The 13960-nt window shown below is 72.9% G+C and carries 12 protein-coding genes; 8 read left to right on the top strand and 4 right to left on the bottom strand.

Translation table 11 applies throughout. From position 1 onward, the window contains the following. Positions 1-461 precede the first annotated feature (461 nt). Positions 462-1190, bottom strand: coding sequence for a lysophospholipid acyltransferase family protein (locus ACZ4MF_RS37835; protein ID WP_467497385.1), 729 nt, complete (start codon positions 1188-1190; stop codon positions 462-464). 288 nt (positions 1191-1478) lie between these two features. On the opposite strand from ACZ4MF_RS37835, the gene ACZ4MF_RS37840 reads away from it, so the two are divergent. The 6 genes from ACZ4MF_RS37840 to ACZ4MF_RS37865 all read left to right on the top strand — a co-directional run bounded on the left by ACZ4MF_RS37840 (position 1479) and on the right by ACZ4MF_RS37865 (position 7941). Continuing rightward, positions 1479-1826, top strand: a complete 348-nt coding sequence (locus tag ACZ4MF_RS37840) for a TlpA family protein disulfide reductase (protein ID WP_467497387.1) — start codon at positions 1479-1481, stop codon at positions 1824-1826. A gap of 208 nt (positions 1827-2034) precedes the next feature. Continuing rightward, the gene (locus ACZ4MF_RS37845; RefSeq protein WP_467497389.1) at positions 2035-2544 is read left to right on the top strand and encodes a flavin reductase family protein; all 510 of its coding nucleotides are present in this window, start codon (positions 2035-2037) and stop codon (positions 2542-2544) included. A 217-nt stretch (positions 2545-2761) separates the two neighbouring features. Beyond that, positions 2762-3550: an electron transfer flavoprotein subunit beta/FixA family protein gene (locus tag ACZ4MF_RS37850; protein WP_467497391.1), complete on the top strand. Its 789-nt coding sequence runs from the start codon at positions 2762-2764 to the stop codon at positions 3548-3550. A gap of 53 nt (positions 3551-3603) precedes the next feature. After that, positions 3604-4566, top strand: coding sequence for an electron transfer flavoprotein subunit alpha/FixB family protein (locus ACZ4MF_RS37855; protein WP_356023495.1), 963 nt, complete (start codon positions 3604-3606; stop codon positions 4564-4566). Between the two features lie 183 nt (positions 4567-4749). After that, the gene (locus ACZ4MF_RS37860; RefSeq protein ID WP_467497393.1) at positions 4750-6048 is read left to right on the top strand and encodes a DUF6986 family protein; all 1299 of its coding nucleotides are present in this window, start codon (positions 4750-4752) and stop codon (positions 6046-6048) included. A 120-nt stretch (positions 6049-6168) separates the two neighbouring features. Then, entirely contained in the window at positions 6169-7941 is a 1773-nt protein-coding gene (locus tag ACZ4MF_RS37865) for a serine/threonine-protein kinase (protein WP_467497395.1), read from the top strand. A 57-nt stretch (positions 7942-7998) separates the two neighbouring features. On the opposite strand, the gene ACZ4MF_RS37870 is transcribed toward ACZ4MF_RS37865, so the two are convergent. Next, on the bottom strand, positions 7999-9048 hold the full coding sequence (locus ACZ4MF_RS37870) for a LacI family DNA-binding transcriptional regulator (protein ID WP_467497396.1): 1050 nt from the start codon (positions 9046-9048) through the stop codon (positions 7999-8001). A 239-nt stretch (positions 9049-9287) separates the two neighbouring features. On the opposite strand from ACZ4MF_RS37870, the gene ACZ4MF_RS37875 reads away from it, so the two are divergent. Continuing rightward, positions 9288-10235 (top strand): ROK family protein, encoded by a 948-nt coding sequence (locus tag ACZ4MF_RS37875; RefSeq protein WP_467497397.1) that lies wholly within the window; start codon positions 9288-9290, stop codon positions 10233-10235. Positions 10236-10315: 80 nt separating this feature from the next. On the opposite strand, the gene ACZ4MF_RS37880 is transcribed toward ACZ4MF_RS37875, so the two are convergent. Further along, positions 10316-12376 (bottom strand): NPCBM/NEW2 domain-containing protein, encoded by a 2061-nt coding sequence (locus tag ACZ4MF_RS37880; RefSeq protein WP_467497399.1) that lies wholly within the window; start codon positions 12374-12376, stop codon positions 10316-10318. A 214-nt stretch (positions 12377-12590) separates the two neighbouring features. Further along, positions 12591-13373, bottom strand: a complete 783-nt coding sequence (locus ACZ4MF_RS37885) for a maleylpyruvate isomerase family mycothiol-dependent enzyme (protein ID WP_467497400.1) — start codon at positions 13371-13373, stop codon at positions 12591-12593. A 216-nt stretch (positions 13374-13589) separates the two neighbouring features. Here ACZ4MF_RS37885 and ACZ4MF_RS37890 point away from each other — a divergent pair, with 216 nt between their 5' ends. Next, a complete protein-coding gene (locus tag ACZ4MF_RS37890) occupies positions 13590-13832 on the top strand; it encodes a hypothetical protein (protein ID WP_356023772.1) in 243 nt (80 codons plus the stop codon). The last annotated feature ends 128 nt before the right edge of the window (positions 13833-13960 follow it).

The raw sequence follows: 13960 nt of genomic DNA on the forward strand, positions 1-13960 counted from the left end.
CCGGCTCGCCCCGTCTCTGCTCCGGGCCGGCCATCCCGCCCCGGGTCGGGCCGGGACCGTGCGCCGTCGGGCGGCGTGCCCGGGCCGTGCGGCATCGGGCCGGTGTCCTCGGCCACGGACTTCGGGCGGCGGTCGTCGGTCGGACGTGGGTGGTCGGTGCGACTCGGTCACCTGTGCCGGGCCGGTGGGTTGTGGTCGTCCGTTCACCGGGCTGGTGGCCCTCGGTCGGGCGCGCGCGTTTACTGCGTCTCGGTCACCTGACCCGAGTCGGTCGGCCGTGGCCGTATGTTCCGTGAGGCAGTAGGCCTCGGTCGCGCGGCCTTGTGATTGGTGCGCGTGGCAGAACCGCCCCTCGCCGACGCCCCCCCCGCGTACCGGGGAAGCCGCGTTGGCGAAGTCTCCCGCAGAGGTCTCCGCCGAAGTCCCGCTCCGCAGAGCCCCTTCGGTCCGCGCCTCGTGCCTCAGTGCGCCTCGGCCGCGCGCAGTTGCTCCATCGTCGGGGCCGTGCCGCCCAGGTGGGAGGGGAGCCACCAGGAGTCCTCGGAGTCCTTGGGGCGGCCGGGGTAGGTGCGCTGGGCGGCGTCGAGCAGATCCTGGACGCGTTCGCGCAGGCGGCGTGTGATGGCGCCCGCGTACTGGTCGCGCGGGGCCTCGACCGACTCGCCCACGCGGATCGTGACGGGCAGATGGCTGCGCTTGAAGTTGCGCGGGTGCCCCTTCGTCCACAGTCGCTGCGTGCCCCAGACCGCCATCGGGACGAGCGGGACGCCCGCTTCCTGGGCCAGGCGCGCCGCGCCCGACTTGAAGCTCTTCAGCGTGAACGACTCCGAGATGGTGGCCTCCGGGAAGACCCCGATGACCTCGCCGGAGCGCAGCGAGTCCAGCGCGTGCGCGTAGGCCGCCTCGCCCTGCTTGCGGTCGACCGGGATGTGCTTCATGCCGCGCATGAGCGGACCGGAGACCTTGTGCCGGAAGACCGATTCCTTCGCCATGAAACGCACCAGGCGCTTCTGCGGCAGGGCGGCCAGGCCGTTGAAGACGAAGTCGAGGTAGCTGATGTGATTGCTCACCAGCACGGCGCCGCCCGAACGCGGGATGTTCTCCGAGCCCTGGCAGTCGATCTTCAGGTCCCAGACCTTGAACAACGTCTTCGCGAAACCGACGACGGGACGGTAGACCAGCTCTGCCATGTGCGGGGTGGACCCTTTCTGCTCTGCTCGGGAAAGGGGCTCCCGGCGGGAAAGTTACGCAGCCGTAGGTTTACGGCGTCTCGCAGATCGTGCCCGAAGAACGGACGGGTAGCCAGTCCTGGTGCCTTGCGGCGGCGAGATCCTCGTCACGTCGGCCTACATCCCACCTCGGATCTTTAAATCGGCTTTACGTGCGATGCGAACCTTCCGTCATGCAGGAGGAATCTTCACGGGCTGATCCGCGCTGTCACGGATGCCGACCACAAGTGTCGACCAGGAAGTGATGTCATGCGGTGCGGAGGAGACGGCGTGCGGTGCGGAGACGACGGCGTGCGGCTGGCGGCTGCCGAACTGGGCGCCGAACTGGGGGAGCGGGCCACCCTCGTCCAGTTCTCCAGCGCCTTCTGCGCGCCCTGCCGGGCCACCCGGCGCGTGCTCGGTGAGGTGGCCGCGCTGGTCCCCGGCGTGGCGCACGTCGAGATCGACGCCGAGGCCCACCTGGGTCTCGTACGCGAGTTGGAGATCCTCAGGACGCCCACCGTGCTCGTCCTCGACGCGGACGGCCGGGTGGTGCGCCGCGCCGCCGGACAGCCGCGCAAGGCCGACGTCATCGCGGCCCTCGGGGAGGCGGTGTGAGGGTGTCTCCACGGGCGGCGCACCATCTTCCGGCCACCGGAACGCACTTGACTGCGCGCGCCACCTATCGTCAGCCTGACCGTATGCCGATCGAACTCCTTCTCTTCGGGCGGGCCCACATCGACCTCGCCCGCACCGCGAGCGCGCGCTGTCCGGGCTGTTGAGCAGCTACGCATCGGCTCGTCCCCCTCGGCAGAAGGACCCTTCCATGACGGCCTCGCCCGAACTCGGCACCCCCCGGCTCGCCTCCCCCGACCTGCTCCGCTCGACGTTCCGCCGGCACGCCGCCGGTGTCGCGGTGATCACGGCGCGCGGCGCCACCGGCCCGGTCGGCTTCACCGCCACCTCCCTCACCTCGGTCTCCGCCGACCCTCCGCTGATCTCCTTCGGTATCGGCACGGGCGCCTCCAGCTGGCCCGCGATCGCCGAGACGGACCACGTCGGCGTGCACATACTCGGCGAGCACCAGGGCGAGCTGGCCGGCACCTTCGCCCGCAGCGGTGCCGACCGGTTCGGCGCGCCCACGGCCTGGCGCGAGGGCCCGGAAGGCGTACCGGTGCTCGACAGCGTGCTCGCCTGGCTGGTCTGCCGGATCGTCGGCCGTGTCCCGGCCGGTGATCACCGCATCGTGCTCGCCGAGGTCGTGCTGGGCGACCCCTCGGGCACCGGGCGCCCGCTCCTGTACCACCAGGGGCGCTTCAACGGTCTGCGGGATTGATCACGCCGCCGTCTTCTGCGGGCCGGTCGGATTCCGATTACGCTGCGTTGCGAAGGTCACAGTTCAAAGCGCTTGCTTAGCGGGCACGAACTGGGTGTACTGACGAGTAATATTTCGGTCGGAGCGCGCGGCTGCCCCGACCGGGATCGGCCGCTTGAGGCGCCTATGCTGCCTGCAAGAGGCAGCCCGGAAATGTCGATGCAGTAGGAGAGCCGGCGTGAGCTTGAGGATCGTTGTCACTGTGAAGTACGTGCCCGACGCCACTGGCGACCGGCACTTCGCCGATGACCTGACCGTCGACCGCGACGACGTGGACGGTCTGCTCTCCGAGCTGGACGAGTACGCGGTCGAGCAGGCCCTGAAGATCTCGGAGGACTCCGACGACGACGTCGAGGTCACCGTTCTCACGATCGGCCCGGAGGACGCCAAGGACGCGCTGCGCAAGGCCCTGTCGATGGGTGCCGACAAGGCCATCCACGTCGAGGACGACGACCTGCACGGCACCGACGCCATCGGCACCTCCCTGGTGCTGGCCAAGGCGATCGAGAAGGCCGGCTTCGACCTGGTCGTCTCCGGCATGGCCTCCACCGACGGCACCATGGGTGTCGTGCCGGCGCTGGTCGCCGAGCGTCTCGGTGTCCCGCAGGTCACCCTGCTCTCCGAGGTCTCCGTCGAGGACGGCATCGTGAAGGGCCGTCGTGACGGCGACGCGGCGAGCGAGCAGCTGGAGGCGTCCCTCCCGGCGGTCGTGTCCGTGACGGACCAGTCCGGCGAGGCGCGTTACCCGTCCTTCAAGGGCATCATGGCGGCGAAGAAGAAGCCGGTGGAGTCCTGGGACCTGTCGGACCTCGACATCGAGGCCGAAGAGGTGGGCCTGGAGGGCGCGTTCACCACGGTCGAGGCCGCGAACGAGCGCCCGGCGCGCACGGCCGGCACCATCGTCAAGGACGAGGGCGAGGGCGGCAAGCAGCTCGCTGAGTTCCTCGCGAGCCAGAAGTTCATCTAAGGGCTCGCCCCCGCTGACCGCCCCTCAACTTCGTTACGCAGGAGAGCAATCCCATGGCTGAAGTCCTCGTCTACGTCGACCACGTGGACGGTGCCGTCCGCAAGCCCACCCTGGAGCTGCTGACCCTGGCCCGCCGCCTCGGCGAGCCCGTCGCCGTCGCGCTGGGCAACGGCGCCGCCGACACCGCCGCCACCCTCGCCGAGCACGGCGCGGTGAAGGTACTCACCCACGACGCTTCCGAGTACGCCGACTACCTGGTCGTGCCGAAGGTCGACGCCCTCCAGGCCGCCCACGAGGCCGTGTCCCCGGCCGCGGTGCTGGTCCCGTCCTCCGCCGAGGGTAAGGAGATCGCCGCCCGTCTGGCACTGCGCATCGGATCCGGCATCATCACCGACGCCGTCGACCTGGAGGCCGGTGACGAGGGTCCGGTGGCCACCCAGTCGGTGTTCGCCGCGTCCTTCACCACCAAGTCCCGTGTCAGCAAGGGCACCCCGGTCATCACGGTCAAGCCGAACTCGGCCGCCGTGGAGGCCGCCCCGGCCGCCGGTGCGGTCGAGGCCCTCGCCGTGACCTTCTCGGAGAAGGCGACCGGCACGAAGGTCACCGCGCGCACGCCGCGTGAGTCGACGGGCCGTCCGGAGCTGACCGAGGCCGCGATCGTGGTCTCCGGCGGCCGTGGTGTCAACGGCGCCGAGAACTTCTCGATCATCGAGGCGCTCGCCGACTCCCTGGGTGCGGCCGTCGGTGCCTCGCGTGCCGCCGTCGACGCCGGCTGGTACCCGCACACCAACCAGGTCGGCCAGACCGGCAAGTCGGTCTCGCCGCAGCTGTACATCGCCAACGGCATCTCCGGCGCCATCCAGCACCGTGCCGGTATGCAGACCTCGAAGACCATCGTGGCCGTCAACAAGGACGCCGAGGCCCCGATCTTCGAGCTGGTCGACTACGGCGTCGTCGGCGACCTCTTCGACGTCGTCCCGCAGCTGACCGACGAGATCAAGGCCCGCAAGGGCTGAGTCAGGCCAGGCGCTGTCCGAGGCCCCGGTGACCGACGCGGTCACCGGGGCCTCGGTGCATCCTGAAGACGGCCCTCTCCCGTGGGCCGGCGTACGGACAGGGTGTTGACCACCGCGAACCGCCCGGATAACTTCATTCTGCGGATTATTGATTCCGTACAGCGGAAAATTGGAGGGTGTGGGATGGGTCAGCAGGAGAAGGTGGCGACGAGCCTCGCGGGCGCCGTGAGCGAGGAGATCAGCGCCTCCCTCGCACCGGTCGACGCGCAGCTGGAGCGCCTCTACCCCGGGGACCCCGGCACCCGGCAGCCCGTCCACACCGTCTACGTCCCCGGCGACGCCTTCGCCGCCGACACCGTCCGCTCCTGGGGCGAGCGGGCCCTCGCCGCCCTCGACGAACACGCCCCCGACGCCGCCTCCTTCGCGGCCGTCCTCGGCCTCGCGGACGAACTGGCCGAGCCGGTCTACACGCGCGTGCGCGCCAAGCTGGAGCGCGAACCCATCGAGGACCTGCGCGTCGACTTCGAGGACGGCTACGGCCCCCGCCCCGACGCCGAGGAGGACGCGACCGCGGCCCGCGCGGCCCGCCTGATCGCGGAGGCGTACGAGAACGGCACGGCGGCGCCGTACATGGGCATCCGCATGAAGTGCATGGAGGCCGCAGTCCGCGACCGGGGCATCCGCACCCTCGACGTCTTCCTCACCGGCCTGATCGAGGCGGGCGGCCTGCCCGAGGGCCTGGTCCTCACCCTGCCGAAGGTGACGTACCCCGAGCAGGTCGGCGCGTTCGTCCGGCTCCTGGAGGCCTTCGAGAAGGTGCACGGCCTCGACGCCGGGCGGCTCGGCTTCGAGATCCAGATCGAGACCAGCCAGTCCATCCTCGCCACCGACGGCACCGCGACGGTCGCCCGGATGATCCAGGCCGCCGAGGGCCGCGCCACCGGTCTGCACTACGGCACCTTCGACTACAGCGCCTGCCTCGGCGTCTCCGCCGCCTACCAGGCCAGCGACCACCCCGCCGCCGACCACGCCAAGGCGGTCATGCAGGTCGCCGCCGCGGGCACCGGCGTACGCGTCTGCGACGGCTCCACCAACGTCCTGCCCGTCGGCCCGACGGCCAAGGTCCACGACGCCTGGCGGCTGCACTACGGCCTCACCCGCCGCGCCCTGTCCCGCGCCTACTACCAGGGCTGGGACATGCACCCCGGCCACATCCCGACCCGCTACGCCGCCGTCTTCGCCTTCTACCGCGAGGGCTTCGAGCAGGCCGCCGGCCGCCTCGCCCGCTACGCGGGCCACGTCGGCGGCGACGTCATGGACGAGCCCGCCACCGCCAAGGCCCTCAGCGGCTACCTGCTGCGCGGCCTGGACTGCGGCGCCCTCGACATCGCCGAGGTCGCCCGCCTCACCGGCCTGACCCGCCTCGACCTGGAGGGCTTCGCCGCGCCCCGGCGCGGCGACCTGACCGCCTCCGCGCAGTAGACGTCGCGGACCGGTCACGACCCCCGGCCGGGGGAGTCGACCGCCGCCGCCCCGTACGCTGGACGCCACGCATCGACCGGGCGGACGCGACAGAGCAACGACTTCAGGAACGGGGCGGCGGTGTCTTCGGGGGAGCAGGGACCGGAGCGGTACGGGCACACGGACGGAGCCGGCCGGCTGCTGGCCGGGCGCTATCGCGTGAGCGCACGGCTCGGGCGCGGTGGCATGGGCGTGGTCTGGCGGGCGGTGGACGAGGTCCTCGGCCGCGAGGTCGCCGTCAAGGAGCTGCGCACGTACACGGACGCGGCCGGACCGGAACTGTCCGAACTGCGGCTGCGCATGCAGCGCGAGGCCCGGGCCGCCGCCCGGGTCCGCCACCCCGGTGTCGTCGCCGTGCACGACGTGGCCGAGGTGGACGGGCGCCCGCTGATCGTCATGGAACTGATCGAGGGTCCCTCCCTGGACGACGTCCTGCGCGAGCGCGGCACCCTCGACCCGTACGAGGCGGCACGCATCGGCGCCGCCGTGACGGACGCCCTGGCCGCCGCCCACCGCGCCGGCGTCCTGCACCGCGACGTCAAACCCGGCAACATCCTCCTCGACCGCTGCGGCCGCGTCGTCCTCACCGACTTCGGCATCGCCACCATGGACGACCCCGGCGACGGCTCGGCCACCCGCCTCACCCGCAGTGGCGAACTCGTCGGCTCCCTCGACTACCTGGCCCCCGAGCGCGCCCAGGGCGCCGAGCCCGGCCCGGCGTCCGACGTCTGGGCCCTGGGCGCCACGCTGTTCGCGGCCGTCGAGGGCGCCTCCCCGTTCCGCCGCACCTCCACCTACTCCACGCTCGCCGCGATCGTCACCGAACCGCTGCCCGAGCCCCGCCGGGCCGGACCGCTGGCACCGGTCCTGCGGCGCCTGCTCGACAAGCGCCCGGACGCCCGGCCGGACGCCGCGGAGGCCTGCGAGGCGCTGCGCGAGGTGACCGGCACACGGACGCCGGACACGCCGACCGCCATCCTGCGCGCGACACCGCCGGGCGCGCCCGAGCGCACGGAACCCACCACACCGGCCGCGCCGCCGGGATTCGGCCCGGTGATGCCGCAGGGCCCGGCCGGACAGCCCGCCCACAACCCCGTGCCCCCGGCCGGTGCGCCGACGAGTCCGGTGCCCGCCCACACCCAGGGCTCCACCGGACCGACTCCCGCCTTCGCACCCGGCACCCCCACCGGGCCCATGAACACCCCGCCGGGCACACCCCGTCGCAGAGGCCGCGCCCTGCTCGCCGCCGCTGCGGTCGCCGTCGTGCTCGCCGCGGCCGGGATCACCGTCGCCACGCTGCGCGACACGGGCTCGTCGAAGGCGGCGCCCGCGCCCGCCGCCTCGCGCTCCGCGAGCGCCACCACCCAAAGGGCCGGCACCGAGTGGTCAGCCCGGCCCGGGCACACCCGCCCGAACGGCAGCAAGAGCGCCGAACCCAGCCCGACGCCGAGCGGCCCGGACACCACCGGGCCGACCTCGCGCGCCTCCGCCTCCGCCACGGCCGCACCGCCGGGCAAACCGTCCCACAGCCCGGCCCCGACCGGCGGTCCGGGCCACACTTCCGGTCCGACGGCAGCGTGCCGGTCCACCGGCGGCGGCAAGTACACCTGCGGCGTGTGGCGCACGGCCACGTCCTACACGGCCTCCGGCGCCGCGGCCGGGACCCTGAACGCGGGCACCGACTACTTCTACTGCCAGGCGAACCTGGGCCGCCGGGAGACCTACGGCCGCTGGACGAACGTGTGGTGGGCGAAGACCGACGACGACAGCGGCAACACCGGCGTCTACGTCAGCGACGTCTACCTGGAGGGCGGGAACAACGACGCCCCGGTGCCCGGCCTCCCGACCTGCTGACCGCGGCGTACGGCGCCGGGCCGGCCGGCTGATGTGGGTGCTCCGGTCCCGCGCGGCTCAGTCCGCCGGCGGCAGTTCGCCCGAGCCGCGCGTGATCAGCCGGGTGGGCAGCTCGATGCGCTCCGGGGCGACGAGCCCACCGTCCAGCTGGCGGAACAGACGCTCGGCCGCCGTACGGCCGAGGGCGGCCGCGTCCTGGGCGACGACCGTGACGCCCGGCTGGAGCAGATCGGCCAGCTCGAAGTCGTCGAAGCCCACCAGGGCGACCCGGCGGGAGTGCTCGGCAAGGACCCGGATCACGGTGACCGTCACCCGGTTGTTGCCCGTGAAGATCGCGGTGACGGGCGCGGGCCCGGCGAGCATCTCCTCCGCCGCCCGGCGCACCCGCTCCGGATCGGTCTGTCCGAGGGACATCCAGGCGTCCTCGACCGGTATCCCCGCGTCCTCCATGGCCGCCCGGTAGCCGCGCAGCCGCTCGGCGGCCGTGTGGATGCGGGGCATGTCGCCGATGAACCCGATCCTGCGGTGGCCGTGCGCGATCAGATGCGCGACACCGTCCCGGGCGCCGCCGAAGTTGTCGGACAGGACCACGTCCGCGTCGATCCGCCCGGCCGGCCGGTCCACGAACACGGTCGCCACCCCAGCCCGGATCTCCGGCTCCAGATAGCGGTGGTCGTCCCCGGCCGGAATCACCACCAGCCCGTCCACCCGGCGCGCGCACAGCGCCAGCGCCAGCTCCTGCTCGCGCTCCGGGTCCTCGGCGCTGGAGCCGTTGATGAGCAGGGCGCCATGGGCCCGGGCCACCTCCTCGACGGCGCGGCTGAGCGGGCCGTAGAAGGGGTCGGCGAGGTCCTCCAGCACCAGGCCGATGCTCGCCGTACGGCCCTTGCGCAGCACGCGGGCGCTGTCGTTGCGGCGAAAGCCCAGCGCTTCGATGGCCTCCTGCACCCGCCGCTCGGTGTCCGGCGTGACCCCGGGCTCGCCGTTGACCACCCGGGAGACCGTCTTCAGCCCGACACCGGCCCGCGCCGCCACGTCCTTCATCGTCGGGCGGTTGCCGTAGCGGGTGCCGGGCAGGCGGTCTGTGGGGCGGGTGGTGTCGGGCACGATGCGGGGTCCTGTCCTGTCGTCCGTCTCGTCCGCGCGGTCGGTGCGGGTGCGCCGTGTCCCGAGGGGGCTGCGCCGATCCGGCGTTTGTATGAGGATGTGGCGTCGAGCATAGAGCCTGGACAACGTTGTCAGGTGCGCGAGACACTGTCCACCGCTGTCTGTCGGCCTGCGCCCCCACCGCTTGACCGGCCCTGCTCTGTATGGTTATCAAGCTTCGACGGGGAGATCTGACTCTCATGCACACCGACCTTGTGGCGGCCCTGGACATCGGTGGCACCAAGATCGCCGGCGCGCTGGTGGACGGTGACGGCCGCATCCTGGAGCGCGCGCAGCGCGCCACGCCCGCCCAGCAGGACGGCGAAACGGTCATGCGGGCCGTCGAGGTGGTGCTCGGCGAGCTCGCCGGGTCACCGCTGTGGGACCGCGCCGGCCTCCTCGGCATCGGCAGCGCCGGCCCGGTGGACGCCTCTGCGGGCACCGTCAGCCCGGTCAACGTGCCCGGCTGGCGGGACTTCCCGCTGGTGGAGCGAGTCCGCGTGGCCACCGGGGGCCTGCCGGTCGAGCTGATCGGGGACGGCGTCGCGATCACCGCAGCCGAGCACTGGCAGGGCGCCGCGCGCGGCCACGACAACGCGCTGTGCATGGTGGTCTCGACGGGTGTCGGCGGCGGCCTGGTCCTGAACGGACAGCTGCACCCCGGCCCGACCGGCAACGCCGGGCACATCGGCCACATCAGCGTCGACCTCGACGGCGACGCGTGTCCGTGCGGTTCGCGGGGCTGCGTGGAACGCATCGCCAGCGGGCCCAACATCGCCCGCCGCGCCCTGGAGCAGGGCTGGCTGCCGGGCCCCGACGGCGACACCTCGGCCGCCGCGGTGGCCGCCGCCGCCCGCGCGGGCGACCCGGTCGCCGCGGCCTCCTTCGAGCGGGCCGCCCAGGCGCTGGCCGCCGGCATCGCGGCCACCGCGACCCTGGTCGAGATCGACATCGCGGTGATCGGCGGCGGCGTCGGCAAGGCGGGCGACATCCTGCTCACGCCGCTGCGCAAGGCGCTCACCGAGTACGCGACCCTGTCGTTCGTGCAGCGGCTGACGGTCGTCCCCGCCCAGATGGGCACCGACGCGGGGCTGGTGGGGGCCGCCGCGGCGGCGCTGGCGCGGCGGCCGGACGCGGCGGGGGTCTGAGCCGGGACGGGGCGCACACCACGGTGCCCCCGCCGGCCCGCGGCCGCGTGCCGGTCGCCGCGCCCGGCGGATGGGCGCCGTCAGCAGGTCAGCGCGGCGTCCGCCCAGTCCGCGTGGTCGGAGTCGTTGCCGTCGCCGCCGTCGGTGACGACGAGGCGGACCACCTGGGCGCCGGTGACGTCGGCGGTGAGGGGCTGGGCGGGCATCGCGTTGGTCAGGACGCCCGTGGCGGCGACCTTCGTGCCGTCCGCCCAGATCTCGAAGGCGACGGTGCCCTTCAGGCCCTTCTCGTCGTCCACACCGACGTCCGCGCGGACCGTCGTACAGGACCGGCCGGTGTAGAAGGAGATGTCGCTCGGCGCGTGCGCCCCGAGCCCCTTGGCGTACACGGTGCCGCCGATGGTGATCGGGTGCCCGTCGCCCGCGGCGCTCTCCCCGTTGCTGGTGTCGCGTTCCACCGGCCCCCAGCCGTTGGTCGCCGACAGCCAGGGCAGATCGCTGAGGTACGACGTCCCGGCGGGCGGCCGTACCACCACGGACGCGCTGAGCGGAAGGGCGCTGGTGACCTGTTCGCCGGACGGTGAGCGGTAACGGGCCCGGAGCGTCAGGTCGTAGGCCCCGGCCGGGGTTCCGGCCGGGGCGGTCACGCGCCAGCCGGTGCGCAGGGTCCGGCCGGTGGGGAGGGCGCCGGCCGTGGTCGCCGAGGTCGGCCGCACGGTCCAGCCCGCCGGTCCGGTGAGCGACACGGAAAGCCGGCGTGCGGGTGTACGGCCGAGGTCGGTGACCGTGCCGGTCAGTGTGACCGGGGTGGCCGCCTCCAGCAACGGGCTGCCGTCCAGGCCGAGTTCGACCGCCGGCGGGTGGGTCGCCCAGCGCGGGTCGGCGGAAACGCGCAGCAGCACCGTGCCGTGGGCCGGTACGGTCGCGGCGAGGGTGCCGGCGGTGTTGTCGTCGCGGTGCTGCCACAGGTCCCGCACGGTGTAGGCGGGGGCGGCGGGCAGGCCGACGGCGCGCGCGGTGGTGGCGACCCGCTGGGCGGTGCCGGACTCGTTGAAGAGGGCGACCGTCCGGCTGCCGTCCTTCATCTCCTTGGCGATGGCCCAGCGCCCGCCCGCGGAGGAGACCACCGTCCCCTGCTTGCCGAGCGGGTCCTGGTCGACGGCGATGACGTCCTTGTTGTCCAGGATGTCGAAGGTCGCCGGGGTGGCCTTGCGCAGATCGGTGCCGATCAGCAGAGGTGCGACCATGATCGACCAGAGCGAGAAGTGCGAGCGGTACTCGGTCTCCGTCATGCCGCCGTTGCCGACCTCCAGCATGTCGGGGTCGTTCCAGTGCCCGGGGCCGGCGTAGGGCGCGAGCGGCAGGTTCTGCTTGAGGATCGAGACCATCGAGCCCCAGTCGTCGCTGATGTCACCGGTGGTCCGCCAGAGGTGACCGACGTCCGCGGCCCATTCCCACGGCTTGTTCTCGCCCCATTCGCAGATGCTGTACACGATGGGCCGCCCGGTCGCTCTCAGCGCGTCCCGCATCGTCCGGTAGCGCAACCGGGCGTCGACGCCGAGGTTGTTGCAGTTGTCGTACTTCAAGTAGTCCACGCCCCAGCCGGCGAACTGCCGCGCGTCGCTGTACTCGTGGCCGAGCGCGCCCGGGAAGCCCGCGCTGTTGCAGGTCTTGATGCCGGCGCTGGTGTAGATGCCGAGTTTGAGGCCCTTGGAATGGACGTAGTCGGCGACGGGCTTGATGCCGTTCGGGAAGCGGGCCGGGTCGGGCACCAGCTTGCCGTTCGCGTCGCGGTTCGGCAGGGCCCAGCAGTCGTCCAGGTTGACGTACCTGTAGCCCGCGTCCTTCAGGCCCTTGGCCACGAAGAGGTCCGCGATGCCCTTGACCATCGTCTCGTTGAAGTCGGCCCGGCAGTGCGTGGAGTTCCAGTTGTTGAAGCCCATCGGCGGGGTGAGGGCGAGCCCGTCGGCCAGGGCGGGGACGGCGGGGGCCTGCGCGGGGGCCGTGGTGACGGGGGCGCGGGCGGCCGGGGTGGCGACGGCGGGGGTGGCGAGGCCCGCCGTGCACAGCAGCCCGGCGCCGAGGGCCCCGAGCAGTCTTCGGCGGGCGGTGCGGGTCGTGCGGGTGTGAGGGTGACGCATCGTGGACGTTCCTCCGACTCGCGAACGGTGGCTGACGACCGGGCGACGCCTTGGTGTCAGCGAGGCTCAGTCGTGCGCGTTTACGGTAGGACCTGTCGGAGTCTGTTGGAAGAGGTAGGGCTGGACTGTTCGATATCCCGTCAAAAGCCTTGACAGCTGGGCTGTTTCACCCTGTGGGCCCGCTGAGTGTTCGGATGTGTTGGGTTCGCTCGGCTCATGCGCCGTCGCCGACGCGGCCCCAGCCCGGCAGCGGAGGCTGGGGCCAGGCGGGCGGCCGGGGCAGGAGATGCGCCGGTACGTCAGGGACCAGGGCGTCGGCGGGCAGCCGTCCGGTGAGCCAGCCGAGGATCCGGTGTCCGGCCCCCGTGACCGAGGGGCCCTGCGGCGCCAGGGTCCAGCGCCGGCCCAGGTCCACGGCCTCCACGGAGGCGAGTGCGAAGCCCTGCGCCCGCAGGGTGCCGAGCGTGTCGTCCAGCGCCCAGGAGACATAAGCGCCGGGCCACTGCGCGGTGCCGTGACCGGTGCCGAGGTCCAGGTGGTGGGTCTCCAATTCCCGCAGGCAGCGCAGCAGCAGATACCAGGCCGGGTGCCGCCAGCCGGCCAGCGCGGGAACCAGGCGGTCCCAGGCGGGGGCGGGCATCGCGCGCGCCTGCGCCGTGAACCGGTCGAGGCTCTCCCGCAGCAGGGCCGTGAGCCGGCCGGCGGGCAGGGCCGCGTCCCGCTCCAGCGCGGCGGCCAGTGACGCCCGGTCCGCGCGGGGGCCCGGCTCGCGGCCGGTGCACGCGAGCCCGAGCAGCCAGACGTAGGCGTCGGCGCTGTGGGCGACATGGGCGAGCACATGGCCGCGCGTCCACCCGGGCAGCTCGGCCGGGGCACGCAGTGCGGCGTCGGACAGCGCTCCGGCGGACCGTACGAGCCGGTCGGCCGAGCGCGCCACGAGGTCGACGGGATCGCCGCCGGGGCCGACGGCCGGGAAACCGCACACCTGCACGCGCATGCGACCTCGATCCGTCCGGCGGTGGGGCGTTGAAGAAGGTGATCGTCGACGCCCTGGCCCCGGAGGATATCCGGCGCATGATCGGCGGAGCCACGGAATTTTCCCGCCAGGGCGCCCGTACGGCCGGGGTGCCCGCGCGCCGGACGGCGATCGGCCTGATGAGCGGAAGGCGCGCGGTCCGCGTGACCCCCGGCCGCCTTTCCAGTTGGTCAGCGCATGAAGAAGCGCAGCATCCTCGCCCTCGCCACCCTGGCCACCGGATTCGTCGTGGCCGCCGTCACCCCGTCCCACGCGGCGGACAACGGTCCGCTCGACGAGCTCGGTGTCCAGGACACCGTCCACTCGACCGGTGACCTCGTCGACCAGGACGGTCTCGCGCCCGCCGGCCGGCAGTCCGGCGCCCAGGCCTTCGACCACGCCTTCGATCGGGCCTTCCCGCAGGACTTCGGGCAGAACTAGGGGTGTCGTTTTGGTAAAGCCCGGGTTTTCCCGTAATCACCCCCCGGGTTCGGGGCTATACGCGCGCATGACGGGGTTTACCCCGCCTGGGGCCCCCGCCAACAAGTGGGGGGGCCCAAAACCGGGCG

The sequence above is a fragment of the Streptomyces sp. NPDC025793 genome, from assembly GCF_055558375.1.

Bases quoted from the DNA above. Each gene is read 5' to 3' on its own strand.
- ACZ4MF_RS37835 (WP_467497385.1), bottom strand. From the start codon at position 1,190: ATGGCAGAGCTGGTCTACCGTCCCGTCGTCGGTTTCGCGAAGACGTTG.
- ACZ4MF_RS37840 (WP_467497387.1), top strand. From the start codon at position 1,479: ATGCGGTGCGGAGGAGACGGCGTGCGGTGCGGAGACGACGGCGTGCGG.
- ACZ4MF_RS37845 (WP_467497389.1), top strand. From the start codon at position 2,035: ATGACGGCCTCGCCCGAACTCGGCACCCCCCGGCTCGCCTCCCCCGAC.
- ACZ4MF_RS37855 (WP_356023495.1), top strand. From the start codon at position 3,604: ATGGCTGAAGTCCTCGTCTACGTCGACCACGTGGACGGTGCCGTCCGC.
- ACZ4MF_RS37860 (WP_467497393.1), top strand. From the start codon at position 4,750: ATGGGTCAGCAGGAGAAGGTGGCGACGAGCCTCGCGGGCGCCGTGAGC.
- ACZ4MF_RS37875 (WP_467497397.1), top strand. From the start codon at position 9,288: ATGCACACCGACCTTGTGGCGGCCCTGGACATCGGTGGCACCAAGATC.
- ACZ4MF_RS37880 (WP_467497399.1), bottom strand. From the start codon at position 12,376: ATGCGTCACCCTCACACCCGCACGACCCGCACCGCCCGCCGAAGACTG.
- ACZ4MF_RS37885 (WP_467497400.1), bottom strand. From the start codon at position 13,373: ATGCGCGTGCAGGTGTGCGGTTTCCCGGCCGTCGGCCCCGGCGGCGAT.
- ACZ4MF_RS37890 (WP_356023772.1), top strand. From the start codon at position 13,590: ATGAAGAAGCGCAGCATCCTCGCCCTCGCCACCCTGGCCACCGGATTC.